The sequence below is a fragment of the Nocardiopsis deserti genome (assembly GCF_008638355.1).
Lineage (GTDB): Bacteria > Actinomycetota > Actinomycetes > Streptosporangiales > Streptosporangiaceae > Nocardiopsis > Nocardiopsis alborubida.
Genome location: NZ_ML703350.1, coordinates 473,685 through 499,071 on the forward strand (window position 1 = coordinate 473,685; position 25,387 = coordinate 499,071).

A 25,387-nucleotide genomic window follows, 5' to 3' on the forward strand; every position below is an offset into this window, starting at 1 on the left:
GGTGCCCGCGAAACGGGTAGTGTCACCACAGGTGAGTGATCCACAACCTATCCGGTGCCCCCGCGTCGGGGCTCCCTGCTAGGAAGGCGGCACATGGCAGAGAGCGGAAACGGCTCAGCGCCCTCCGCGGGCCCGGACAGCACTCCGGGTGAACCGACCCGGTTGCTGCGCGCCGCGCTGCACGAGGTGTCCCGGGTGATCGTGGGCCAGGAGCGCATGGTGGAGCGCTCCCTCATCGCCCTGGTCGCGGGAGGGCACTGCCTGATCGAGGGCGTGCCCGGCATCGCCAAGACCCTGGCGGTGTCCACGCTGGCCAAGGTCACGGGGGGCTCGTTCGCCCGCGTGCAGTTCACCCCGGACCTGGTGCCCTCCGACATCGTCGGCACGCGCATCTACCATCCCTCCACCGAGCAGTTCGATGTGGAGCTGGGGCCGGTCTTCGCCAACTTCGTGCTCGCCGACGAGATCAACCGGGCCCCGGCCAAGGTGCAGTCGGCCCTGCTGGAGGTCATGGCCGAGCGGCAGGTGTCCCTCGGGGGGACCACCCACCCCCTCCCCTCCCCGTTCATCGTCATCGCCACACAGAACCCGGTCGAGTCCGAGGGCGTGTACCCGCTGCCCGAGGCCCAGCGCGACCGGTTCCTGATGAAGGTCAACGTCCGCCACCCGCGCGCGCACGAGGAGATGGAGATCCTGCGCCGGATGTCGACCACCCCGCCCACCGCGCACCAGGTGCTCGACCCCGTCACGCTGAGCGAGTTGCAGTCCGACGCCCAGCGCGTCCACGTCCACCAGCTCATCGCCGACTACGTGGTGCGGCTGGTCATGGCCACGCGCGAGCCGGAGAACCACCAGATGCCGGACCTGCGCCAGGTGCTGGAGATGGGGGCCAGCCCCCGTGCCACCCTGGGCCTGGTCTCGGCCGCGCGGGCCCTGGCCCTGCTGCGCGGGCGCGACTACGTGCTCCCCGACGACGTGCGGGTGCTCGCCCACGACGTCATCGCCCACCGCCTGGTGCTGACCTTCGACGCCCTGGCCGACGGGATCACCGCCGAGCAGGTGGTGGACCGCATCCTGTCGACCGTGCTGGCGCCGCGGGTGATCTGGGACGAGCCGCCCAGCGGGGAGACCGCCTCCTTCGCCTCCGCGAGGTGAGCCGGTGAACGCACCCGCCATCGGTACCGACCCCAGGCTGCGCGCCGCGCTGCGCCGCCTGGACCTGCGCATCGTGCACCGCCTGGAGGGGCTGCTGCACGGTGAGCACCTCGGTCTGCGCCTGGGTCCCGGTTCGGAGGCGGCCGAGGCGCGCCTCTACCAGCCGGGCGAGGACGACGTGCGGCTCATGGACTGGTCGGTGACCGCGCGCACCGACACCCCGCACGTGCGCGACCTGGTGGCCGACCGCGAGCTGGAGAGCTGGACCCTGCTGGACCTGTCCCCGAGCATGGACTTCGGCACGGGCCTGCGCTCCAAGCGCGAGGTGGCGGTCGGGGCGATGGTCGCGGCCAACCTCCTCACCCAGCGGGTGGGGGACCGCTTCGGCGCCCACTTCCTGCACCAGGGCACGATCCGGCGCTGGCCCGCGCGTTCGGGCAAGGAGGCGCTGCTGGCGCTGCTGGCCACGGTGGCCGCGGCACCGACCGGTGACGAGCGCGAGCCCTCTCCGCACCGGGCTACCCTGGCCGACGCGATCGGCGACCTGGTGCGGGTGCGCCGCCGGCGCGGCCTGCGCGTGGTGGTCTCCGACTTCCTGGACACCCCCGCCTTCGGCGGCGAGGTCACCTGGGAGCGCCCCCTGCGCCAGCTGGCCTCGCGCCACCAGGTGCTGGTGGTGGAGGTGGTCGATCCGCGCGAGCTGGACGTGCCCGAGGTGGGCGACGTGACGCTGCGCGACCCCCGCACGGGCATGGTGCGCGACGTGCGGCTGACGCGGGCGGTGCGCGAGCGCTACCGCCAGGCGGCCGAGGGGCAGCGCCGTGCGGTGCGCGACACGCTGCGTCGGTGCGGGGTGCACCACCTGGTGCTAAGGACGGACCGGGACTGGGTACTGGATACGGCACGGTTCGTCCGCCACCAGAGGCGGACCGCGCACCACCTGGCCCGCCACACTCCGGGGACGCCCCGGTGAGCGCGGCGGGCCCCACCGAGGAACCGAACGAGGGCGCGGGCGCGGGCCCGCGGGACAGAGCCGAGGCACGGGGGACTGAGTCATGACCTTCCTGGAGCCCCAGCGGTTGTGGTGGCTGCTCCTCGTCGTCGTACTGGTCGCCGCGTACGTGTTCGCGCAGACCCGGCGGCGCGAGTACACGATGCGCTTCACCAACCTGGCGCTGCTGGACCAGGTGGCGCCGCACCGACCGGACGTGCGCAGGCACGTGCCGGCGGTGCTGTTCACGATGGCGATCGGGGTGCTGATCGCCTCGATGGCGCTGCCCGCGATGCCGGTGCAGCAACCGCGCGAGCGGGCGACGATCATGGTGGCGGTGGACGTGTCGCTGTCGATGGCGGCCAACGACATCGACCCCAACCGGCTGGAGGCGGCCAAGAAATCGGCTCAGGGGTTCGTGGAGACGCTGCCGGACCGGTTCAACGTGGGTCTGGTGGCCTTCTCCTCGACGGCGACGGTGGTCTCCTCCCCCACCCACGACCACCAGGCGGTGATCGGGTCGATCCAGAACCTCCAGCTGGGTCCGGGCACGGCGATCGGCGAGGGGGTGTTCGCCTCGCTGGAGTCGATCAGCAGTTTCGACGAGGACGCCGACGTGGACCCGCCGCCGTCGGCGATCGTGCTGCTCTCGGACGGGGAGAACACGAGCGGCCGCGACATCTCGCAGGCCGTGGCGGTGGCGGCCGAGCAGGAGGTGCCGGTGTCCACGATCGCGTTCGGCACGGGCGCGGCGATGATCGAGATCGACGGCTACCAGGTGCCCGCCGACATCGACAAGGAGGCGCTGCGCGGTCTGGCCTCGGACACCGGGGGGCACTTCTACGAGGCGGAGAGCGAGACGGAGCTGGACGACGTCTACGAGGACATCGGTTCGTCGCTGGGCACCGAGCTGGTGCACGAGGAAATCGTCACACGTTTCGTGCTGGTGGCGATCGTGTTGGCGATGGCCACCGCGGTGACGTCACTCCTGTGGTTCCAGCGTCTTCCGTGAGTCGTGAGGAGGGGTTCGCGGGCCCCTCCGAACAGGCTCGGGTGACGTGGGACACATACCTTTAGGTGGGGTTTACACCGTTCCTGTTATGTCCACGGGTTAGCGTTGGCATGTTTTGTCCTGCCCATCACTTGAGGAACGATGCCGAACACACCCGCAGTGCCGACGGCGATCTGCTTTGACCTGGACGACACCCTGATCGACGATCTCGCCGCGTCGTCCACGGGACTCCGCGCGGTCATGGAACGGCTCGGCCACCCGGACTTCGGGGCCGCCCGCAGTCTGTGGGACGTGCAGACCGAGATCTCCTTCGGTTCCTACCTGCGCGGACGCCTGAGCCTGGAGCAGCAGCGCCGCGAGCGCATCCGGGCCCTGGCCGTCCAGGCCGGTCACACCGACATCGCCGACCAGCACTGCGACGAGCTGTACCGGCTCTACCTGGAGGCCCACCGCTCCGCGTGGCAGGTCTTCCCCGACGCGATCCCGGCGCTGAACGCGCTGGCCTCGGCCGGATACCGCCTGGCCGTGGTCACCAACGGCATCGAGTCCCTCCAGCACGCCAAGCTCCAGTCCATGGAGCTGGCCCCCTACTTCCACGCCGTGGTGTGCACCGACACGGTCGGAACGGGCAAGCCGGATCCGCGCATCTTCCACACCGCCGCCCAGCGCCTGGGCGTGGACCCCACCGCGTGCTGGCACGTGGGGGACCAGATCCAGGCCGACGGCGTGGGCGCCGCCGCCGCGAGCATGCGCCCGATCATGATCGACCGCCGGGGCCACCAGCGCTTCGAGTCGGTGACCACCATCGCCAACCTGGACGAACTGCTGCGCCTGGTGGGCCTGCCCAGCGCGGCCCCCGCAGCCGGATCGCTGTGACCGCCGCCTCCCGGGGCCTTCCGGGGCGGCGCGTCACCGCGCACCTGGTCACCGCCGGTGCGCCCGCGGTGCTCGGGGCGCGCGTGCTGTTCGGCCAGGACCCCGCGGAGGTGGTCCGCGGTCTGGGCGGTCTGGCACCGGACGCTCCCCTGCGCGCGCTGGACGTACTCACCGAGTTGGCGTCCGCGCCCGACGGCGGCCCGCTGCACATCGACCGGGTGGTGTTCGCCGAGGCCGGGGCGGAGGTGTTCTGGCCCTCCGCCGGAGGCACCGGTCTGCGGCCCTCCCCCGCCGAACTGGCCGAGGAGGAGGCCCCGCCCGGGAACGGGCTGACGCCGCTGCGCCGGTTCGCCTCCTACGGGATCGTCACCGACCCCGGCGGGAACGTGCTGCTGAGCCTGATCGCCGAGGGGTTCCCCGGCGCCGGGACCTGGCACCTGCCGGGCGGCGGCGTGGACGCGGGCGAGGATGTGCGGTCCGCGCTGCGCCGCGAGGTGACCGAGGAGACCGGCCAGGACGGCCTGGTCGGGGAACTGGTCACCGTGTCCAGCCACCGCCGTGAGGGCTCCGGCGGCCACGACATCTACGCGGTGTGGGCCTTCTTCCGCGTCCTGGTGTCCGACCCGTGCCCGGCCCGGGTGCTGGAGGAGGACGGCTCGACCGCCGACGCGCGCTGGTTCGCCCCCGGTGAGGTCGCCGGGCTGCGGCTGTCCACCACGGCCCGGCGCGGCCTGGCGTACCTGGGCCGGGGCCGACACCGGGCCCCCGAGGCGGCCGAGGACGAGGGCTGACGGGCCCACACGCGCCTTGCCCGTTCGTCGTTCCCCGGGCGCGGGCGGGACGGTGTCCGTACCGCGCCCGGTGCGTCCCCCGGCGACGACGCGGGCGCCGAAGTCCCGTCAGGCGGGCTGGACGGTGATGGTGCAGAGGCGCTTGGTGGCCCGGGTCAGGGCTACGTACAAGTCCCTCTCCCCACCGGGGCGGGCCGTGATGATCTCCTCGGGGTTCATGACGACGACCCCGTCGAATTCCAGGCCGCGTGCTTCGGACGCCGGCACGATGCGCGCGTGGTGAGCGATGCCCTGGGCCGTCAGCTCGCTCACCCTGGTGTCCGCGCAGACCACTCCCAGAAGCTCGCCCGGGTGCGCGCTGCTCTGGGCGCGCAGCTCCTGACGGAGGGCGGTGACCAGCCCGTCCGGAGCGGCGGTCACGGTGCGGGGGCTCTCACCGCTTCGCAGTGACCGTGTGGGCTTCTGGTCCGGGGCGATCCGCATGAGCAGGTCCCGGACGCTCTCCAGGATCTCCTGGGTGGTGCGGTAGCTGACGGTCAGGTCGTGCAGTGCGAACCGTGGTCCGACGTGGGGGCTCAGCGCCTCCTTCCAGTCGCGTGCTGCCGCGGCCGGGCCCGCCTGGGCGAAGTCGCCCACCAGCGTCATCGCCCTCGCCGGGCAGCGGCGGACGATCATCCGCCACTGCATGGCGGTCAGTTCCTGCGCCTCGTCGACGACGACGTGCCCGTACGTCCGCCCAGGAGGTCCGTCGACCAGGCTCGCCGCCTCGTCCAGCAGCGGCGCATCGGCGTCGGTCCACGGGTCGTCCGGACCGCGCAGCAGAAGGGACCGCTCCTGCGCGGTCAGGCGGGGCAGGTGCTCGGCGAGAGCGTCGGCGTTCGTCAGGAGCGCCTTCACGAGGTCACCGGGTACCAGCCGCGGCCACAACGCCTCGACCGCTCGGTCGACGCCGGCGTCGTCGAGGAGGTCGGCTCGGATGGCGTCCAGGTCCAGCTCGTGGGCCGGACCCGAGTCGGCCGCGCCTTCGGCACGGCGCTGGGTGGCTCCCGTGAACCGGTCGAGGTCCATGCCCGTCATCCTGGTGGCGTCGGCGTCGATCCGCTCCAGGATGTCGCCCATGTCCTGTCGCATCGCGTCGGTGACGGCGTCGACCAAGAGCTCCCTGAACACCTGGCGCGCGGGGTTGTGCCCCGGTGCGGCTGCCAGGGCGGCGTCGCGTGCCGTGGCGACCTGTTCGCCGGACAGGCGAACCAGTTCCTGTCCGACCCGCACGGCGAAGTCGCCGGCGGGGGCTTGGCGGACGCGCAGCAGGCCGGCCAGGGCGTCGGCGAGGTCGGAGCCGCCCTTGAGGCGCGCCGTACCGAACGGGTCCACCGCGTCCGTGGGCACTCCGGCCAGTTCCCGGCAGGTCGTCAGAACGACGTCGTTCTCTCCGAGCGAGGGAAGGACCTGGGAGATGTAGTCGAGGAACCGGGCGTTCGGGCCCACCACCAGGACGCCCTCCTCCGCGGCACGCGGGAACGCGTACAGGACGTAGGCCGCCCGGTGCAGGGCGACCACCGTCTTGCCGGTGCCGGGACCGCCCTGCACCACGGTCACCCCGCGGTGGGCGGAGCGGACGATCTCGTCCTGCTCGGCCTGGAGCGTCGCGACGGCCGCGTGCATCCTGCCCGTACGCCGTGCCGACAGGGCCTCGGTCAACGGGCCGTCCCCCACGACGTCCTCGTCGGTCGGGTCGGTCCCGTCCAGCAGTTCGTCGCTCACCGAGATGACCGTGCGCTCCTTGAGGCGCAGGTGCCGGCGTCGCCGCAGGTCCATCGGGTGGGCCGGTGTCGCCTCGTAGAAGGGCCGCGCCGCGTTCGCGCGCCAGTCCACGAGCGGAGGCATGTCATCCTCCTCCGTGCGCAGTCCGATCCGCCCGATGTGCAGGGCCGTGCCGTCCGTCCGGTCGACGCGCCCGAAGACCAGCCCCTTTTCGGCGCCCTCCAGCCGGTCGGCCTTCTTGGCCAGACGCTCGGCAGCGATTTCTCTCTCATATGCCTCACCGGCGCTTTCCGCCGGGGCCTTCAGAATATCCTCCCGGTGTGCTCGCGCCTCGGCAATCCGTTCGGTGAGCAACTCATACAAGGAGGACACATAATGCCGCTCCGATTCAACCGCGCGCACGGCGGGATCATCCATCCTCGACAACAGGGAGCTCCTTCGATTCGAGCCACACCATACAGCCGAAGACCCTTGAGGATAAGTCTTGACTTGCCTGGTGAAACCATGCCCCTACGACTGGGTCCGTGACGGCTGACCGTACGGCGTGTCATTCGTTCCGCCGTTCCGCATGTCGCTGATCGCGCTCCCGATGTCCGACTTCCTTATGGGCGAGCCCGCCCTTGGACGCCGGCGATGTTTTGTCGTGCTCGGGAAAAGGGTGAATACCCCGGCGGGGCGACCGGCGCCACCGAACTCACTGCCGGGGGCATCTGGTCGCTTCGCCCGGCGGCCCGTACGCGCAGTGTCGGCGTCAGCTCGGCGGGAGGTCCCTGACGAACACGATCCCGTCGCTGTCGGCCAGGCGGGCCGGGTCGAGCGGGGCGTAGCCGAACCAGGGGGACACGCGGGGGGCGGGGCGCGTGCCGCCGAGGGCGGCGGCCAGCCGGGGCGCGTCGACCACGCAGCGCTCCTCCCCGAGCGCGTACAGGACGCCCTCGACGGTGTCCGGGGGCGGGGTGTCCACGCCCCGGTGCCGGATCGTGCCCAGGGCCGTGGCCAGGAAGGCGTACTCCTCCCCCAGGCGGGCGCCCACGATCGCCCCGGCGCCCCACCAGTCCAACGGCGGTCCGCCCATGCGCATCGTGCTCGTGCCGCGCTGGAGGTGGGCGTTGTGGGCGTGGACCAGCACCGGCCCCCGCTCGGCGAGGGCGAAGAGGTTGTCGGCCATCATCTGGTCACGCAGGCCCAGCAGCCGCGTCATGCGGCTCGGCGAGGTGTCGACCGTCATCCCCACCTCCTCCAGCCGCGTCATGCGACGCGAGGAGGTGTCGGCCATCCAGAAGTGGTAGCGCAGCAGGCCGGTGGCGGTGCGCGCGTACAGGCGCGCCCGGTCCCAGTCCTCGCGCGAGGTCGCCGAGACCAGGCGCGGCGTGTGCGCGTCGAGCAGCGCCGCCAGGTCGTCGGCGAGCATGCGCAGCTCCCGGACCTCGTCCGAACGCCCCACGGACTCGGCCGGGTCCAGCATCGCGTCGGGGTTGGTCCACCGCTCGTCGTCGCCGAGCAGGCGCTCCAGCGTCCGGGAGTCGCACGGGAGCTGGTCCGCCTCCACCCAGCGCGCGAGGTAGTCGTGGAGCGCGCTCAGGGCCCGCCGGGGGCTCTGGGCGCCGGTCATCTCCAGCGGGCCGTCGAAACCGGCGAAGCGCACCTGTTCGGCGGCGGGCCTGCCGTCGTTGTGGGCGCGCATCCAGCGAACGAGTTCGCGGTTGGCCGCCGACGCGCCGAACCCGTGGCTGAACCCGTGCTCCATGGCCTCGTCGAGGGTGCCCGTGCCCGAGGTGACGTACTCGTCCACGACCAGGCCCGCCAGGCAGTCGCTCTCGACGGCGATCGTCCGGTAGCCCTCCCGCTCCACGAGCCGGCGGAAGAGTTCGTTGCGCAGGTCGAGCAGGGCGTCCTCGCCGTGGGTGGGCTCGCCCAGGGCGAGCAGACGCGGGCGGGCCGGGAGCAGCCCCATGACGGCGGCGGCCTCGAAGGTGTGTGCGGTGTCCTTGGTGCCAGTAACCATGCCCTCAACGGTATCGTTGAAGTAACGGTTGAGACTTTTTCGGTACAGCGGCGGGGATATGGCTAAGAACCTTCAAAGCGGTGGTCGTCTCAGGCCGATCGACCTGGCACGCGGGCACGGCCTGTCCACGCAGGCGGTCAGGAACTACGAGGAGGAAGGCATCCTTCCGGCGGCCGAGCGCACGCGCCACGGCTACCGCACCTACACCCCGCTGCACGCGCAGGCCCTGCGCGCGTTCCTGGCCCTGGTGCCCGGACACGGCCACCGGGCGGCGTCCTCGATCATGCGGGCGGTGAACGGGGACGGGGCCGAGGAGGCGTTCCGGCTCATCGACGAGGGCCACGCCCAGCTCCTGGACGACCGGCGGACCCTGCGGGCCGTGGAGGTCGCCCTGCGGGGACTGGAGTCGGGCGCGCCGCCCGAACCCGGTGGGCGGGCCGGATCCGGTGGGCGGGCCGGATCCGGTGGGCGGGCCGGGGCGGCGCCGCCCACCCGGACCGGCGGCGAGGCCGGGGCGGCCGCGGCGGCGGAGCCCGGCGGTACGTTCATCGGGCCGCTGGCGGGCAGGCTCGGCATCCGGCCCGCGACGCTGCGCTCCTGGGAGCGCGCCGGGCTGGTGCGCCCGCGCCGTGACCCGCGGACCGGGTACCGCGTCTACGGCGGGGCCGACGTGCGCGACGCCCTTCTGGTCCACCAGCTCAGGCGGGGCGGTTACCCGCTGGAGCAGATCGCTCCGCTGATCGTCCAGGTGCGCTCGGCCGGCGGACTGGAGCCGTTGGAGGGCGCGCTGCGCGACTGGCGCGCCCGGCTGTCCGCGCGCGGGCGGGCGATGCTGGCCGGGGCCGCCGAGCTGGAGGCGTACCTGCGCGAACGCGGAACCGGCTAGAAGCGCAGGTCGAAGCGCTCGCGCAGCCACCACAGCCCGGCTCCCGCCGCCAGGACCGCCATGCCGGTGATGACCGTGGGCAGCGGCAGGCTGCACGCCAGCACGACGCAGCCGCCCAGCCCGGTCAGCGGGACCAGCAGCGGCGGGCGGGGCTCGTCGGGGCCCAGCCGCAGCGCCGAGGCGTTGGTGATGGCGTAGTACACCAGCACGCCGAAGGCGGAGAAGGCGATCGCGCCGCGCAGGTCGGTGACCAGGACCAGGGCGATGACGACGGCGCCGACCAGCAGCTCGGCGCGGTGGGGTACCCCGTGGCGCTCGTGGACCGAGGCCAGGGAGCGGGGCAGGTGCCCGTCGGCGGCCATCGCGGCGGTGGTGCGCGAGACCCCGAGGATGAGGGAGAGCAGGGCGCCCAGGCTGGCCACGGCCGCGCCCACGACCACCACGGGGGCCAGCCAGTCGAACCCGGCCACCCGGACGGCGTCGACCATCGGGGTGTCGGTGGTGGACAGGCGCTCGCGGCCCAGCACGATCAGCAGCCCGGTACCGATGACCAGGTAGAGCACCAGTACGCCGCCCAGGGAGATGTTGACGGCGCGGGGGATGGTGGTCTGGGGGTCGCGGACCTCGCCGCCCAGGGTGGCCACCCTGGCGTATCCGGCGAAGGCGAAGAAGATCATCCCGGAGGCGCCGAGCACGCCGAAGGAGCCGGGCCAGGGCCCCAGGCCCTCCACCTGGGCGACGGCGGCCAGGCGTCCGCTGAGGAGCATGGCCACGCACACGGCGGCCAGGACCGCCAGGACCGCGGCCAGCAGGATCTTGATCACCAGCGTGGAGCGCTGGATCCCGCGGTAGTTGAGCGCGGTGAGCGCGACGACGGTGGCCACCGCCAGGGCCTTCTCCCAGCCGGGGAGGAGGTAGGCGCCGAAGGTCAGCGCCATGGCCGCGCAGGAGGCGGTCTTGCCGACCACGAAGGACCAGCCCGCCAGGTAGCCCCACAGCTCGCCCAGGCGCTCGCGGCCGTAGACGTAGGCGCCGCCGGACTCGGGGTGGCGGGCGGCGAGCCTGGCCGAGGAGACGGCGTTGCAGTAGGCGACGATCCCCGCGATGAGGATGGCCACGGGCAGCCAGGCGCCCGCGCCGAGCGCGGCCGGGGCGAAGACGGTGAACACCCCGGCGCCGAGCATCGCGCCCGCGCCGATGGCGACGGCGTCGACGGTGCCCAGGACGCGGGCGGGTCTGGCCTGGGGGCCGGAGGAGGAGGTGGTCAACGGGGTCTCCCTTGCGTGAGTACTCCCGGCTCGCGCCGGGCGGCAACGCTCCCTTCCCCGGACGCCTCCGGTAAAAGCACAGCGGTACCTCGGGACGTGACGGCGGACCTCGTGTGCCCGGCTGGCGCACCCTTCCCCGTCGCGGCCTGACCGGACACGACGGAGGTCCCGACCCTTCGGGGGCCGGGGCGTCCCCACACCGCCGGGGCGGTGGTCGTGTCCGACTTCCGAGTGTGCCCGATCCCGGTGACCACCGGGAGCAGTCCCGCCATGACGAAGGTGGCCGGTACCGGTCCGTACGGTGTCCACGCGGTGGCGCGGGCCGCCCCGGCGCAGCGCTGCGGGCCCGGACCGGCTGTCCGGTCCGGGCCCGCGCCCGCTCCTGGTCCCCCGCGGTCGGCCGCGGGGCCGCCACCGGATCAGGTGGGGCGCCAGGGCGTTCCGGTGTTGTCGGTGATGTCCTCGGCCGCGACCTGGCGGAGCTGGCGCGAGAGGTCGGACAGGGCGCGCGAGACCGCGAGCTCCTCGCCGATCTCGGGGATGTCCAGGTCCGTGGGGTGCTTGCGGGCCATCCCGTGTCCCCGCAGCGCCGTCCCGTCGTCGGCGACCAGGCCGACCTCTGCCCAGGTGCGTGCGCTGTCGCCCTCGCTCTCCTCGGCGACGACGACGTCGACGTTCCAGCGCTTCGTCGTCTGCATGGCATCGGCCCCCTCTGCGTTCGCGCCCGTGCCGCCGGGCGGGTGTTCGATGTGCGCGTCCGGCCCCGGGTAGACCAGGTCGTCGTGGCCCTGTTCGGAGTGGGCCCAGTGCACCCGGTACGGAGGCGCCCCGCCGGACCCCCCGACCCCGGTGACGACGCCCGTCCTGCGGTGGGCTTCGGCGCACGGGCTCTCGACCACCAACCGGTCCCCTACGTGTGCTCGCATGGATTCCCCCGCAAACGTCGGATACCTCCATCTTCGGCACTGCGGCGCCTGGGGGCGCCGGGGTTGGTCCTTTGTTGGCGTGGGGCTGGGAGGTTTTTGCCGTGTGCCGTGGTCGGGGCCGCCCCTGGTAGCGTCACGGCGTGGCTCAGCACTACTTCGACTCCGATCCGGGCGCCGCCAGCCGCCCCTCCACCGCCGACCTGGTCCTGCCGGACCTGCACCTGCGGCTGCGCACCGACCGGGGCGTGTTCTCCCCCGACAAGGTCGACCTCGGCACGCGGGTGCTGCTGGAGTCGGTCCCGGCGCCGCCCGAGGGCGGGCGCCTGCTCGACCTGGGGTGCGGCTACGGTCCCATCGCCCTGACGATGGCCTCGCGGGCGCCGGGGGCACGGGTGCTGGGCGTGGACGTCAACGCGCGGGCCGTGGGGCTGGCGCGGCGCAACGCCGCCGAGCACGGGCTGGGCAACGCGCGGTTCGCGGTGGTGGGAGCCGAGGGCGGGCTGTCTGTGGAACAGGACCCGGCCGAGGAGGGCACGGCCGCCGCCGAGGACCTGCTGGGACCCTTCGACGCGGTGTGGTCCAACCCGCCCATCCGGGTCGGCAAGGGCGTGCTGCACTCCATGCTGCGCACGTGGCTGGGGCGGCTCACACCCGAGGGCGTAGCCCATCTCGTGGTCCATCGCCACCTGGGTTCGGACTCGTTGCAGAAGTGGCTGGAGGAGCAGGGGCTGCCCGCCGAGCGGGTGTCCTCCCGGGCGGGTTTCCGGGTGCTCGCGGTGCGGCGTTCCGTGGCTTGACGCGGCTTTTGCCGCGATGTGTCACGGGTCATGCGTGCGCCCACGCACGGTGACCTGTACTCTGTGGCGAACAGATGGCCTCCGGGACCAGCCCGGGAACACCCGCCGAGGAAAACACCGCAGTTGAGCACGCAGTTGCGTCCCACGGACGTCAAACGCCTGAACCGCCAGTGGCGCAGGCGCACCGAGGGGCGACTCGCCCTTCTCGTCGAATCGGTCACCCAGCCCTACAACCTGGGCTCGATCCTGCGCACGGCTGCGACCTTCGGTGTCGACCGGCTCTGGTTGACCGGAAACAGCGCCGACCCGGACGATCCCAAGGTCGGCAAGACCGCCCTGGGCACCGCCGCCAAGGTCGAGCACACCCGGATGGCCTCCACCGCCGACGCTCTGGCCGCCGCACGCGCGGACGGGTACCGGGTGGTCGCGGTCGAGCTGGCCTCCGGCGCGCTCCCGCTGCACGCGGCTCCCCTGGAGCCCGACGTGTGCCTGGCCGTGGGCGCCGAGGACCACGGCTGCTCCCCCGCCCTGCTGGCGGGCGCGGACGCCGTCACCTACGTGCCGCAGATCGGACGGGTGGGATCGCTCAACGTGGCCGTGGCCACCGCGATCGCGCTCGCCGAGGCCCGCCGCCGGGAGTGGGCCGGGCTCGGTGGGGAGGCCGACGCCCCCGCCGGGAGCTGATCGTCCCGCAAACACCGGCCTCCGGGGAACAATCGCCCCAGGCCGATCGTCTTTAACCCCAGTAGTTCCATATCACCACAACGCGCAAAAGGCGCAGAGAGAGGAACAGTGGACCCGTCCCGAAGTACCGGCAGCATCCTGAACGGATGCTGTGACACAGACGACGAGCCCCCTTCTATGAAGGGTGCGCACCCTCGTAGGAGTCCGAGCCCGAAGCGGAACCAGGCGGTGCGTGCCCGATGATGAGCACCATCCTCAGTATCGCCTTCGGGGTCGTGGTGGTCTTCCTGATCACCGTGGCGACGGGTTACTTCGTCGCCCAGGAGTTCGGCTACATGGCCGTGGACCGCTCGCGACTGCGAGCGAAGGCCGCGGCCGGCGACGCCGGGGCCGAGAGGGCCCTGGGCATCACCAACCGAACGTCCTTCATGCTCTCCGGTGCCCAGCTGGGCATCACCGTGACCGCCCTGCTGGTGGGTTACGTGGCCGAGCCCATGATCGGCGAGGGCGTCGGCGAGCTGCTCGGCCTCGCCGGGGTCCCCACCGGGGTGGGCGTGGCCGTCGGCATCGCCCTGGCCCTGTTGTTCTCCACCGTCGTGCAGATGGTCTTCGGAGAGCTCTTCCCCAAGAACCTGGCCATCGCCCGGCCCGAGCCGGTGGCGCGCTGGCTGGCGCTGTCCACGGGGATCTACCTGAAGATCTTCGGCCCGGTCATCTGGCTGTTCGACCAGGCGGCGATCCTGCTGCTCAAGGCGGTACGGATCGAACCGGTGGAAGACGTCCAGCACGCGGCGACCGCGCGCGACCTGGAGAGCATCATCGCCGAGTCCAAGGCCAGCGGTGACCTGCCCCCGGAGCTGTCCACCCTGCTGGACCGCACCCTGGACTTCCACGAGCGCACCGCGGGGCACGCCATGATCCCCCGCCCCGAGGTGACCACGGTGGAGGAGGGCGACCCGGTCAGCCGGGTCGTGGAGCTGATGGCCTCCGACCACTCGCGCTTCCCCGTGCTGGGTGACGGCGTGGACGACATCGTCGGCGTCATCTGCCTGCGCGACGTGCTCGCGCTGGGCGACCACGACCTGGCCCAGACCAAGGTCAGCGAGGTGGCCAGGCGGACCGTGATGCTTCCCGCGTCGCTGCCGCTGCCCTCCGCGCTGGACCAGCTGCGCGAGGCGGGCGAGGAGTTCGCCTGCGTGGTGGACGAGTACGGCGGCCTGGCCGGGGTCATCACGACCGAGGACCTGGCCGAGGAGCTGGTCGGCGAGATCGCCGACGAGCACAGCCCCGCGGAGGAGTCTCCCTCCTACCTGGAGGGCGAGGGCTCCTACCTGGTCCCGGGCGCTCTGCACATCGACGAGGTCGAGCGGCTGCTCGGCCACGACCTGCCCGAGGGGGACTACGAGACCCTGGGCGGCCTGGTCGTGCACGAGCTGCACCGGCTCCCCGAGGCCGGTGACACGGTCTCCATCGCCCTGCCCCGTCCGCCCAGCGCGCACGACGAGGACCCCGACATGGGGCTGACCATGGTCGTCAGCGCGGTGCAGAGACACGTTCCGCACACCGTGGAGCTGCGGCTGCACGAGGCCCAGGACAACGAGTCGCAGGAGGCGTCGGCATGAGTGACATGAACGTGTGGGTGGCGCTCGCGCTGACCGCGGTGATCATCGTGCTGAGCGCCTTCTTCGTGGCGATCGAGTTCGCCCTGGTGGCCGCGCGCCGCTACCGGCTGGAGGAGGCCGCCGAGTCCAGCTTCGCGGCGCGGGCCGCGGTCAGGAGCGCCCGCGACCTGTCGCTGCTGCTGGCCGGGTCCCAGCTGGGGATCACCCTGTGCGCCCTGGCGCTGGGCGCGATCTCCAAGCCCGCCGTCCACCACCTGCTGGAGCCGCTGTTCGGCGGCCTGCCGGCGGCGGTCGGCTACGTGGTCTCCTTCGTGCTGTCGCTGATCGTGGTGACCTTCCTGCACCTGGTGGTGGGTGAGATGGCGCCCAAGTCCTGGGCGATCTCGCACCCGGAGAAGTCGGCGATCATGCTGGCCGTGCCGATGCGGGCGTTCATGTGGTTCACCCGTCCGCTGCTGCTGATGCTCAACGGCATGGCCAACTGGTGCCTGCACCGGCTGGGTGTGGAGGCGGTGGACGAGATGTCGGCCGGGCACGGCCCCGACGACGTGCGCGAACTGGTGGAGCACTCGGCCAAGGCCGGTGCGCTCGACCCCGAGCGCCGCGCCCAGCTGGCCACCGCGCTGGAGGTCAACTCCCGTCCGCTGAACGAGATCGTCACGCCGCGCGGGGAGATCGCGTCGGTGTCCCCGGACTCGACGGTGGACGACATCAAGCAGGTGTCGCGGGAGACCACGCACCTGCGCCTGGTGGTGATGGACGGGGAGGAGCCCGTGGGCGTGCTGCACGTGCGCGAGGCGCTGACGAGCCCGGAGGGGACCACCGCGGCCGACCTGATGCGGCCGGTGCTCACCCTGGCCTCGGAGACGCCGATGTACGCGGCGATGGGCATCATGCGGGAGAGCCGCAGCCACCTGTCCCTGGTGGAGTCGGACGGCGAGGTGATCGGACTGGTCACCCTCCAGGACATCCTGGACCGCCTGCTGCTGCTGGACACGGCCGCCTGACCGGGGCCGTGAGGGGCCGGGAGGGGCACGTCCCCCTCCCGGCCCCTCGTGCGTCGCGGGCCCCGGTGGTCCTCGCGGGGGTCCCACGCCCGGCCTCCGCCGCTCCGTGACACCGGGTGCCGTTGACCGACGCGAAGGGACGCGAAGCCGCGGGCCCGGGTCTCAGGGCACGGAGGGCCGTTCCGTCCGAGGTGACCGATGGTCCCGCACGCGCCGTGTGCACCCGCGTGCACAAGAAGCGTTCCGGGTCGGGGGCGGTCCCACGGTCCCCGGCCTGAGGGGGCCCGCCGCGCGGCCCGAACACGAACGCCCGGGTGCGCGGACACGCGAAGGGGGGAGGGCGCGGTGCGCGCCCTCCCCCCTTCGCGGGGCGGCGGAGCCCCGTAGAGGTGTCGCCTAGGCGGTCTTGGCCGTCAGGGTCACCTCGATGTTGCCGCGGGTGGCGCGGGAGTAGGGGCACATCTGGTGCGCGCCCTCGACCAGCTCCTCGGCCTTGGCCTGGTCCACGTCCGGGATGGTGACGGTGAGCGCCACGGCCAGGGTCATGCCGTCGTCGGCCTTGCCCAGGCTGACCTGGGCTTCGATGGTGGAGCCGTCGACGTCGATCTTCTCCTTGCGGGCGACGGCCTTGAGGGCGCCGTGGAAGCAGGCGCCGTAGCCGACGGCGAAGAGCTGCTCGGGGTTGGTGCCGGGGCCGTCGTCGCCGCCCATGCCCTTGGGTACGGACAGGTCGACCTCCAGGCGGCGGTCGTCGGTCCTGGCGGTGCCCTTGCGGCCCTCACCGGTGACGGTGGCGTTGGCGGTGTACATCACGTCGTAGGCCATGGTTGCCTCTTTCGTTCGTGGTGGGTGGGATCGATGGTGGTCCGGCGAAGGTCCGCGGCCCCGTTCAGCACGGGCTGCGCCTGCGGGAGGCGGTCTCCACCGAACGCGTGAGCAGACCGAGCGCCTCCTGCAACTCCTGGGCCCGCTCCCGGGGCAGTCCGGCCGAGCACAGGACCCGTTCGGGGACCTCCTCGGCGCGTGCGCGCAGTTCGTCGCCCTTCGGGGTGGCCGAGACCTCGACGACGCGCTCGTCGGTGGCGCTGCGTTCGCGGGTCAGGAGTCCGGCGCACTCCAGGCGGCGCAGCAGCGGCGAGAGCGTGCCCGAGTCCAGGTGCAGGGCCCGGCTGAGTTCCTTGACGGTGAGCGTGCCGCGCTCCCAGAGCACGAGCATGACCAGGTACTGGGGGTAGGTCAGTTCCAGGTCCCCCAGCAGTTCCCGGTAGAGCCCGGTCATGGCCCGGGAGGCCGCGTAGAGGGAGAAGCACAGCTGGTTGTCCAGGGCGAGGGGGTTCTCCCCTTGCTCTTCGGCCACGGTGTTCCCTCCTGCGCGTGCGGGCCGTTCGGTCGGCACCACCGTAACAGAAATCAGTTGCACGCAACATGATCGTGCGCAACTTTTTTGGTGCGTCACGCGGGGGCCGGTGGCCGCGCCCGGCCGGGCGCGGCCACCGGACTCCTCAGAGGAAGCTCACGCCCTGGGCCAGCGGCAGCCCGCCGCCGTAGTTGACCGTGTTGGTCGCCCGGCGCATGTAGGCCTTCCAGGAGTCCGAACCCGACTCGCGGCCGCCTCCGGTGTCCTTCTCGCCGCCGAAGGCGCCGCCGATCTCCGCTCCGGAGGTGCCGATGTTGACGTTGACGATCCCGCAGTCGGAACCGGCCGCGGACAGGAACCGCTCGGCCTCGGACTGGTCCTGGGTGAAGATCGACGACGACAGTCCCTGGGGCACGCCGTTGTGCAGCTCCACCGCCTCCTCCAGCGTGCGGTAGGGCATCACGTACAGGACCGGAGCGAAGGTCTCCTCCCGCACGACGGCGGTCTGGCCGGGCATGCGCACCACCGCGGGCTCGACGTAGTAGGCGTCGGCGGCCTCCTCCTCCAGGACCCGGGCGCCGCCCACCAGCACCTCGCCGCCCTCGGCCGCGGCCCGCTCCAGCGCCGAGCGCATCGCGGCGTACCCGCGCTCGCCCACCAGCGGCCCCACCAGCGTCGACTCCTCGAAGGGGTCGCCGACGCGGTCGCGCAGCTGCTTGTAGGCGTCCACGACCCGCCGGGTGACCTCCTCGACCACGTCCTCGTGCACGATGAGGCGGCGCAGCGTCGTGCAGCGCTGGCCCGCGGTGCCCGCGGCGGAGAAGACGCTGCCGCGCACCACCAGGTCCAGGTCGGCGGACGGGGCGACCACGGCCGCGTTGTTGCCGCCCAGTTCCAGCAGGTAGCGGCCCATGCGGGCGGCCACCCTGGGCGCCACCTCGCGGCCCATGGCGGTCGAGCCGGTGGCCGACAGCAGGGCCACCCGGGGGTCGTCGGCCAGGGCCTGGCCGATCTCGCGGCCGCCCAGCACGACCCGGTGCAGGCCCTGGGCGGGCGCGCCGACCTCCTCCGCCGCGCGCATGAGCAGGCCGTGGCAGGCCAGCGCGGTGAGGGGGGTCAGCTCCGAGGGCTTCCACACCACGGTGTTGCCGCACACCAGGGCCACGCACGTGTTCCACGACCACACCGCGACCGGGAAGTTGAACGCGGTGATCACGCCGACCACGCCCAAGGGGTGCCAGGTCTCCATGAGCCGGTGACCGGGCCGCTCGGAGGGCATCGTGCGCCCGTACAGCTGCCGGGACAGGCCCACGGCCAGGTCGCAGATGTCGATCATCTCCTGGACCTCGCCCAGGGCCTCGGAGCGGATCTTGCCCGCCTCGATGGTCACCAGCTCGGCCAGGTCGGCCTTGTGCGCGCGCAGCAGCTCACCGAGCCTGTGGACGACCTGGCCGCGCACCGGGGCGGGGGTGTCGCGCCAGGTGGAGGAGAAGGTCTCCTGGGCCGTGGTGACGGCTTGTTCGACGTCGCCTGCGGACTCGTGGCCCAGGGGGAAGAGGTCCTGGCCGGTGATGGGCGACCTCGCCGCGCCGCGGGCCCCGGCCGGTTCCCGGGGCGCGTCGACGCGGCACCGGTCCAGGGCGGCCCGCGCGCGGTCGGCGAGGGAGGTGGTGGTGGGGAGGGCGGAAGTCGGCATGTGCTGCTCTCTCCGTTGAGAGGAACGGGCGGTCACCTCACACCTTGCCAAGTCCGACCCCGCCGGTCCAGCCCCCGCGTCTCGTTCGCCGGGCGCACCGGTTTCCCTGCCCCCGGGGCGGTCGCGGGCGGCGTTAGACTCGGCTGGCCCCTCCCCCCGCGGCCCTCCCACGCCCCTGAGACAGACAGCGATCCCCGTGCACCACCACACCACTCCCGAAGAGGACCGCGCCGGTCTCACCGAGCCCCGTCTGGTCCTGACCCGCTCCGGTTTCAGCGCCGCCGAGCCCCTGTTCAGCGCCGACCTGCGGGCGAGCGCCGACCTCGCCCAGGCACGGGAGGCGGTCGCCGCGCACGCCTCCCGGCTGTGGACGGAGGCCGCCCGCGACGGCTCCGACGACCGCCCCCTGTACTGGGCGCGGCTGGTGCTCTCGGCCCGGCTGCGCTCCTGGCGGCCGGGCTTCGCCCTCTCCGACGCCGAGCGCGCCGACCTGCTGCACCTGCTGGAGACGGGATCGCGCGGCATCGCCGACCTCGACTTCCCGCCGGGCGACCGGTGGGTGCGGGTGGTCGTGACCGGCTTCGACCCCTTCCGCCTGGACGAGGACCCGGCGTGCTCCAACCCGTCCGGCGCGGCGGCGCTGGACCTGAACGGGTGGACGTTCCCCGTGGGCGGGCGCACGGCCGTGGTGCGCACCGCGGTGTTCCCGGTGCGCTGGGCGGACTTCGACGCCGGGCTGGTGGAGGAGGCGCTGGCGGAGCAGCACCGGCGCGCGGACGCGGTGGTCACGCTCAGCCGCGGGCGGCCGGACCGCTTCGACCTGGAGGTGTGGAACGGCGTCTGGCGCGGCGGGGGCGAGGACAACCTGCGGGTGTCGCGTACGGGCCGGGCGCCGGTGCCGGGGCCCGACGCCCCGGAGTGGACGCTCTCCTCGCTGCCCCACGAACGGATCCTGGCAGCGGTGCGGGAGGAGCCCTACCCGGTGGTGGTCAACACCGAGGTGGCCGAGGCCGCGCCGGACGGCCGCGGGACGGTGGTGCGCCCGGACGGCCCCACGGAGGGGTCGGCGGCGCGCCGCGGTGGCGGCGGGGACTACCTGTCCAACGAGATCGCCTACCGCAACACGCTGCTGCGGGACCGGGCGGGACGGCGGATCGCGGCCGGGCACGTGCACCTGCCCAAGGTGGCCTCCCCGCGGGAGAACGCCGCGGTCCTGGCGCAGGTCCGGCGGATCGTGGCGGCGGTGGCCGCCGACGCGGCGGAGCCCGAGGAGACCACGCAGGGCTGACGACCCGCCGGGCGGGGTTTCGGACAGCGCGAGCACGGGTCCGCAAAGCCCCGTGACCGGGGCCCGGCGCCGGGCGCCGGGGGTGGCACGGCGCCGCCCTCCTCCCGGTCCTCTCCGGAGGCGACAGGCGGACTCCCGAAGGCGCACCCGGTGAACGGAGCGTGACCGGATACCGACCACCCGGAGTGCGCGGACGCCTGCGAGGCGATTCACGCTGAGGTGAGAGGCTCGGATATGGTCCCCCTCGTGGCTGTCACCTCACTACGACGCAAACTCTCCGTCAGCGCGGCCGTGGGCCTGCTCCTGGTCCCCGGCTGCCATGCCGTGGACCAGGAGCTGCCCTACGTCGAGCCGGTCCGTTCCTCGCCCGACGACCTGGCGGGGATGGAGTCGCGCACCGTGGCGGTGACCACCGGCGACAGCGCGGTGAGCTACCGCTACCCGCGGTTGGGCGGCGCTCACCCGCTGACGGTGGAGGCGCACACCGCCATGGCCGCGCGCCAGAGCGCCTTCCTGGAGGGTCTGCCGGAGGACGGGACCCCCGAGCTGCGCCAGGACACGGCCATCCTCGCCGCCTCACCGGAGGTGGTGGGCGCGCGGCTGACCGCGACCGCCTCCGCGGGCGGGGACGAGACCTTCGAGGCCAGCACCCTGTGGTACGACGCGGGCAGTGAGGAGGTGCTGCCCTGGACGTCGCTGTTCCGGGACGAGGAGGCCATCGAGCAGGCCCACCTGGCCCTGGCCGACATGCTGGAGAAGGGGTACAACCTGCCCGAGCGCCAGCTGCCCGGGCTGGTCGGCGAGGTCGCCTCGGGCGAGCGGGCGGCGCCGGAGGGCGGCGCGGCCGGTGACGGGCAGGGCGAAACGACGAACGGGGAGACGGGCGGAGGGTCCGGCGGGGAGACGGGCGCGGCGCCTGAGCCGCTCGACCTGTCCGAGCCCGACCAGGCCCGGGAGGCCGCCGAGCGCTGGGAGGGTTCGCCGCTGGGCGACCTGGCCTTCAGCACGGCGGGCGGCCTGGCCGTGCGCATGGATCCCGACGAGGTGCCCAGCGCGGGCCGGGTCAGCGAGGTGCTGGTTCCGGTGGAGGCCGCCGACGTCGAGGGGCTGCTGTCCGAGCTGGGCTACCGGGCCCGGGAGGCGGCTCTGAACGGGGGCGGTCTGGGCGACGACCTCTCCGAGGACGAGGGGGGCCTGAGCGCCCAGGGGCCCACCCTGGACTGCCAGCGGCTCAAGTGCGTGGCGCTGACCTTCGACGACGGACCCGGCGAGCACACCGACCGGCTGCTGGACAGCCTGGCCGAGTACGACGCCCACGCCACGTTCTACGTGCTGGGCTCGCTCGTGGACGAGTTCCCCGCACCGGTGGAGCGCATGGCCGAGGAGGGCCACGAGCTGGGCAACCACACCTGGAAGCACGACGACCTGGCGAAGATGTCGGCCGACGAGATCCGCAAGGACATCGAGCGCACCAACGCGGCCGTGCGCGAGGTGACCGGGACGGACCCGTTGACCATCCGGCCGCCCTACGGGTCGCTGAACGGGACGGTGCGCAAGACGGTGGAGCAGCCCCTGGTGCTGTGGGACGTGGACACGCTGGACTGGAGGAGCCGCGACAGCGAGGACGTCAGCTCGGAGGCGCTGGACAACACCGTGCCGGGGAGCGTGGTGCTCTTCCACGACATCCACGAGACCTCCGTGGAGGCGATTCCGGACGTGCTGGCGGGGCTGCACCGGCAGGGCTACCACTTCGTGACGGTCAGCGACATCTTCGGCTACCAGGGCATGGAGTCGGGCGACGTGTACACCGACGCACGGCTCTCCTGAGCGCCCTCCACGCCGCCCAGCGGTTCAACAGCCGTGCTCCAGGCCCCGCACCGGTCATCGTCCAGGCGGGGCGGGACCTGGAACCGCTAGACAGTGTTCTTTGGGACCTCCGCTTCGCTTCGGCCCGTGTTCGGGCGCCCGAAGCACGGGAATCGGGTTGGAGCAGGCAGGGTGGTGTCTACAGCGGGTTCGCTCGTGCCCACCCGTCGCCCGCCACCACCCTCAACGGACGCCTACGGCGCGGTTCTCCCACGGAAACCCGCCTCCACCACCTCCAGAACCCCGTGGGCGCCCGAACCAACCCCCACAAGCTGAGGCCGGTTCAAAAAACAGACCCTAGGCCCCCAGCGACCCTCCACTGACCGGAGTGGCGCAAGCCCCGGAGAACACAGGCCACTCGGTCGACGTCACCTGGCGGACTCGACCCCCGCCAGGAACGGCAGGACGACGTCGGCCATCTCGTCGGGTACCTCCTCCGCGAGGTCGTGGCCCGCGTCGAATACGTGTCCGGTGACGTGGTGGGCCACGAGCCGCGCCTGGGACTCGTTGCGTTCGCCGATGAAGGCGGAGCCGCCGAGCGCCAGGACCGGGATGTCCAGCTTCTGCCGTGCGGCCCGCCGGTTCTGCCCGGCGTCGGTGAGCATCGCCCGGTAGACGGCGAGCATCGCGCGGATGCCGCCGGGCATGGAGTAGCAGCGCACGTACTCCTCGATCGCGTCGGGGGTGGCGGTGTCGGGGTGGCTGCGCTCGTTCTTGATCATGTAGGTGATCAGTTCGCGTTCGTGTCCGGCGATCAGCATCTCGGGGACGTCGGGCTGGAAGTAGAAGCCCAGGTGCCACAGGTGCATGCCGCTGGAGACGTTCTCGGTGGTGAGGGCTGTGTGGTCCTCGAAGCCGAAGCCGGGGAACAGCGCCTCGGCGAAGACCAGGGAGGTGGCGTGGTCGCGGTGGCGGGCGGCGAGCTGGTAGCCGATCACCGCTCCCCAGTCCTCACCGATCACGGCGTAGGTCCCGTGCCCGAGGTGGGCCATCAGCTCGGCGACGTCATCGCTCATCGTCGCGGAGTCGTAGCCGTCCGCGGGTCGGGCGGAGTCGCCCAGACCGCGCAGGTCGGGCACGACGACGGTGTGGTGGGGCGTCAGCCTCGGGACGAGGTGGCGCCAGTGGTAACCGGTCTTGGGCACGCCGTGCAGCAGCACCACGGCCGGGCCGGCCCCGGCCGTCCGGTAGTGCAGACTCGTTCCGTTGACGGCGGCGCGGCCGGTGCGCAGGGGCGTGGTGGTGTGGTCGTACATCATGACGTGGTGCTTCCTGTCTTGGGTGGGTGGGTCGATGAGGTCGGCAGGCGGTTCGGACCGTCGGTGCTGACGGGTGCGTTGTCGTCGCGGCCGGAGCGGGCACCCACTTTCTTTAACAATCGTTACAGATTCAGGGCGTGAGAAACGTCCGCCCGAGAGCGCGGGTCCCTCAGCCCAGAGTGCCCAGCTCAGTCCAGAGTGCTCAGCGCGACGTCCACGAGGGGTTCGAGGGTGCGCGCGTCCGGTGTGATCTTGGAGGAGACCAGCAGGCCATTGAGGAAGGTGACCAGGAACGCGGCGACCGTGTGCGGGTCGTGCCGCGCCGCGATCTCGCCCCGCTCCATCGCGGCCCCCAGCACCTCGGCCAGCGCCTCCCGGCTCGCGTCCTGCATGTCGCGCACAGTACGCCGGATCGCCGCGTCCTGGGGCAGCCGCTCACAGACGGCGTTGACGGCGAAGCAGCCCTGGCCGCCGTGCTCGACGGCGATGCGGATCCGCTCCGTCAGCAGCGCACGGATCGCCGCGCGGGCGTCCACCCCCTCCTCCAGATCGCGCAGGGCGTTCGCGGCGAGGGTGGTGCGGTAGCGCTCCAGCGCGGCCCGGTACAGGCCGTCCTTGTCGCCGAACGCGGCGTACAGGGACCCCTGCCCGATCTCCAGGCGCTGGGTCAGATCGCGCACCGAGGTCGCCTCGTAGCCCCGCGTCCAGAACAGCTCCATGGCGCGACCCACGGCCGCCTCAGTGTCGAACTCCCGGGTCCTTGCCATGACCCCACCCTAACCTATCTGGATCGATCGATCAAGAAAGCTCGGTGCGGGCCGCGGGCCTCGCAGGCGTCGCGCTCGTCCGGAGCGCGACCGGAAGAACACGGCCGGGGCGTCGCAAGGATGCTGCCGCGGGGGAGGTCACGCCTTTCCCGCGAACAAAAAGGACATTACCCGACCGATGAAGAAAACGCTGGAGACAATCACCTCCCCCGGCGGACCCGATGGGCTATGTTGCGTTCCCGAGGCCTGCACGATTCCTTTCCCATACCACCCCCAAAAGGAAAAGCCTCGTTTCTCCCATTCGCCCGCACCCATCTTCCGCACGGAGGCACGAGCAGTGGCACCAGCGAAAACCGAGGCAGAGGAAACCTCCGGGAAGGCCCCCAAGGGGTCGCTCATCGTGAGCTGGCTGACCTCGACCGACCACAAGGTCATCGGGTACATGTACATCATCACCGCTTTCGCCTTCTTCGTCTTCGGCGGAACCCTGGCGGTGCTCATCCGCGCCGAACTGTTCTTCCCGGGCATGCAGATCATGTCCAACGAGGAGTTCAACCAGCTGTTCACCATGCACGGCACGATCATGCTGCTGCTCTTCGCGACGCCGCTGTTCGTCGGTTTCGGCAACGTGATCATGCCGTTGCAGATCGGCGCGCCCGACGTGGCGTTCCCGAGGATGAACCTGTTCGGCTACTACCTGTTCCTGTTCGGCGGGCTGATCGTCGCGGCCGGGTTCCTCACTCCGGGCGGCGCGGCCAGCTTCGGCTGGTTCGCCTACACGCCGCTGTCCTCGGCGGTCCACTCACCGGGAGTGGGGGGCAATCTGTGGATCATGGGGCTGGTGGTCTCGGGTCTGGGCACCATCCTGGGCGCGGTCAACTTCATCACCACCGCCCTGTGCATGCGCGCGCCCGGTATGACGATGTTCCGCATGCCGATCTTCACCTGGAACATCATTCTCACCAGCGTGCTGGTGCTCATCGCGTTCCCCGTGTTGACGGCGGCCCTGATCGCGCTGGGCGCGGACCGCATCGTCGGTACGCAGGTGTTCAACGCCGAGCACGGCGGCGCCATCCTGTGGCAGCACCTGTTCTGGTTCTTCGGCCACCCCGAGGTGTACATCATCGCGCTGCCGTTCTTCGGCATCGTGACCGAGATCCTGCCGGTGTTCAGCCGCAAGCCGATCTTCGGCTACAAGGGGCTGGTGGCGGCGACCATCGCCATCACCGGCCTGTCGGTGACGGTGTGGGCGCACCACATGTTCCCGACGGGTGCGGTGCTGCTGCCGTTCTTCTCGTTCATGAGCTTCCTCATCGCGGTCCCGACCGGGGTGAAGTTCTTCAACTGGATCGGCACCATGTGGCGGGGCC

The 25,387-nt window shown here is 72.2% G+C and carries 22 protein-coding genes; 13 read left to right on the forward strand and 9 right to left on the reverse strand.

The features are described from left to right. Positions 1–93 precede the first annotated feature (93 nt). The 5 genes from FYW99_RS09585 to FYW99_RS09605 all read left to right on the forward strand — a co-directional run bounded on the left by FYW99_RS09585 (position 94) and on the right by FYW99_RS09605 (position 4,825). Positions 94–1,155, forward strand: a complete 1,062-nt coding sequence (locus FYW99_RS09585; protein ID WP_061080975.1) for an AAA family ATPase — start codon at positions 94–96, stop codon at positions 1,153–1,155. Positions 1,156–1,159: 4 nt separating this feature from the next. Next, positions 1,160–2,128: a DUF58 domain-containing protein gene (locus FYW99_RS09590; protein ID WP_150251648.1), complete on the forward strand. Its 969-nt coding sequence runs from the start codon at positions 1,160–1,162 to the stop codon at positions 2,126–2,128. A gap of 82 nt (positions 2,129–2,210) precedes the next feature. Then, entirely contained in the window at positions 2,211–3,158 is a 948-nt protein-coding gene (locus FYW99_RS09595) for a VWA domain-containing protein (RefSeq protein WP_150251649.1), read from the forward strand. A 141-nt stretch (positions 3,159–3,299) separates the two neighbouring features. Next, positions 3,300–4,034, forward strand: coding sequence for an HAD family hydrolase (locus tag FYW99_RS09600; RefSeq protein ID WP_150251650.1), 735 nt, complete (start codon positions 3,300–3,302; stop codon positions 4,032–4,034). Next, positions 4,031–4,825 (forward strand): NUDIX hydrolase, encoded by a 795-nt coding sequence (locus tag FYW99_RS09605; protein ID WP_150251651.1) that lies wholly within the window; start codon positions 4,031–4,033, stop codon positions 4,823–4,825. The genes FYW99_RS09600 and FYW99_RS09605 overlap by 4 nt, the downstream gene beginning before the upstream one ends. Positions 4,826–4,933: 108 nt before the next feature. On the opposite strand, the gene FYW99_RS09610 is transcribed toward FYW99_RS09605, so the two are convergent. Beyond that, positions 4,934–6,961, reverse strand: a complete 2,028-nt coding sequence (locus tag FYW99_RS09610; protein WP_190394600.1) for a HelD family protein — start codon at positions 6,959–6,961, stop codon at positions 4,934–4,936. 379 nt (positions 6,962–7,340) lie between these two features. Beyond that, positions 7,341–8,594, reverse strand: coding sequence for an erythromycin esterase family protein (locus FYW99_RS09615; protein WP_150251652.1), 1,254 nt, complete (start codon positions 8,592–8,594; stop codon positions 7,341–7,343). 58 nt (positions 8,595–8,652) lie between these two features. Between FYW99_RS09615 and FYW99_RS09620 the strand changes: the two genes are divergently transcribed. Then, entirely contained in the window at positions 8,653–9,480 is an 828-nt protein-coding gene (locus FYW99_RS09620; protein ID WP_150251653.1) for a TioE family transcriptional regulator, read from the forward strand. Here FYW99_RS09620 and FYW99_RS09625 read toward each other — a convergent pair. Together FYW99_RS09625 and FYW99_RS09630 are read right to left on the reverse strand one after the other, a co-directional pair. Beyond that, positions 9,477–10,748, reverse strand: coding sequence for an APC family permease (locus FYW99_RS09625; RefSeq protein ID WP_150251654.1), 1,272 nt, complete (start codon positions 10,746–10,748; stop codon positions 9,477–9,479). The genes FYW99_RS09620 and FYW99_RS09625 overlap by 4 nt on opposite strands. Positions 10,749–11,167: 419 nt before the next feature. After that, positions 11,168–11,674, reverse strand: a complete 507-nt coding sequence (locus tag FYW99_RS09630; protein WP_150251655.1) for a dsRBD fold-containing protein — start codon at positions 11,672–11,674, stop codon at positions 11,168–11,170. Between the two features lie 140 nt (positions 11,675–11,814). Here FYW99_RS09630 and FYW99_RS09635 point away from each other — a divergent pair, with 140 nt between their 5' ends. The 4 genes from FYW99_RS09635 to FYW99_RS09650 all read left to right on the forward strand — a co-directional run bounded on the left by FYW99_RS09635 (position 11,815) and on the right by FYW99_RS09650 (position 15,784). After that, complete coding sequence (locus tag FYW99_RS09635) at positions 11,815–12,471, forward strand: class I SAM-dependent methyltransferase (RefSeq protein ID WP_150251656.1); 657 nt, start codon at positions 11,815–11,817, stop codon at positions 12,469–12,471. A 123-nt stretch (positions 12,472–12,594) separates the two neighbouring features. Continuing rightward, entirely contained in the window at positions 12,595–13,155 is a 561-nt protein-coding gene (locus tag FYW99_RS09640) for a TrmH family RNA methyltransferase (protein ID WP_150251657.1), read from the forward strand. A 239-nt stretch (positions 13,156–13,394) separates the two neighbouring features. Beyond that, positions 13,395–14,777 (forward strand): hemolysin family protein, encoded by a 1,383-nt coding sequence (locus tag FYW99_RS09645; protein ID WP_150251658.1) that lies wholly within the window; start codon positions 13,395–13,397, stop codon positions 14,775–14,777. Next, the gene (locus FYW99_RS09650) at positions 14,774–15,784 is read left to right on the forward strand and encodes a hemolysin family protein (protein WP_150251659.1); all 1,011 of its coding nucleotides are present in this window, start codon (positions 14,774–14,776) and stop codon (positions 15,782–15,784) included. Before FYW99_RS09645 ends, FYW99_RS09650 begins: the two co-directional genes overlap by 4 nt. A gap of 396 nt (positions 15,785–16,180) precedes the next feature. Here FYW99_RS09650 and FYW99_RS09655 read toward each other — a convergent pair whose 3' ends face one another. The 3 genes from FYW99_RS09655 to amaB all read right to left on the reverse strand — a co-directional run bounded on the left by FYW99_RS09655 (position 16,181) and on the right by amaB (position 18,837). Beyond that, the gene (locus FYW99_RS09655) at positions 16,181–16,609 is read right to left on the reverse strand and encodes an organic hydroperoxide resistance protein (RefSeq protein WP_150251660.1); all 429 of its coding nucleotides are present in this window, start codon (positions 16,607–16,609) and stop codon (positions 16,181–16,183) included. Positions 16,610–16,673: 64 nt separating this feature from the next. After that, positions 16,674–17,141 carry a MarR family winged helix-turn-helix transcriptional regulator gene (locus FYW99_RS09660; protein ID WP_150251661.1) on the reverse strand — a complete coding sequence of 156 codons (468 nt, stop codon included), beginning with the start codon at positions 17,139–17,141 and terminating at the stop codon, positions 16,674–16,676. A gap of 145 nt (positions 17,142–17,286) precedes the next feature. Further along, positions 17,287–18,837 carry an L-piperidine-6-carboxylate dehydrogenase gene (gene amaB / locus FYW99_RS09665; protein ID WP_150251662.1) on the reverse strand — a complete coding sequence of 517 codons (1,551 nt, stop codon included), beginning with the start codon at positions 18,835–18,837 and terminating at the stop codon, positions 17,287–17,289. 196 nt (positions 18,838–19,033) lie between these two features. Here amaB and FYW99_RS09670 point away from each other — a divergent pair, with 196 nt between their 5' ends. Together FYW99_RS09670 and FYW99_RS09675 are read left to right on the forward strand one after the other, a co-directional pair. Further along, positions 19,034–20,125: a pyroglutamyl peptidase gene (locus tag FYW99_RS09670; protein WP_150251663.1), complete on the forward strand. Its 1,092-nt coding sequence runs from the start codon at positions 19,034–19,036 to the stop codon at positions 20,123–20,125. Positions 20,126–20,359: 234 nt separating this feature from the next. Continuing rightward, the gene (locus FYW99_RS09675) at positions 20,360–21,952 is read left to right on the forward strand and encodes a polysaccharide deacetylase family protein (RefSeq protein ID WP_150251664.1); all 1,593 of its coding nucleotides are present in this window, start codon (positions 20,360–20,362) and stop codon (positions 21,950–21,952) included. A gap of 407 nt (positions 21,953–22,359) precedes the next feature. Here FYW99_RS09675 and FYW99_RS09680 read toward each other — a convergent pair whose 3' ends face one another. Next, positions 22,360–23,250: an alpha/beta fold hydrolase gene (locus FYW99_RS09680; protein ID WP_190394601.1), complete on the reverse strand. Its 891-nt coding sequence runs from the start codon at positions 23,248–23,250 to the stop codon at positions 22,360–22,362. A 188-nt stretch (positions 23,251–23,438) separates the two neighbouring features. Beyond that, complete coding sequence (locus tag FYW99_RS09685; protein WP_150251665.1) at positions 23,439–24,017, reverse strand: TetR/AcrR family transcriptional regulator; 579 nt, start codon at positions 24,015–24,017, stop codon at positions 23,439–23,441. A gap of 337 nt (positions 24,018–24,354) precedes the next feature. Here FYW99_RS09685 and FYW99_RS09690 point away from each other — a divergent pair. Beyond that, positions 24,355–25,387 (forward strand): cbb3-type cytochrome c oxidase subunit I (locus tag FYW99_RS09690; RefSeq protein WP_190394602.1); only part of this gene is annotated, 1,033 nt, incomplete at its 3' end.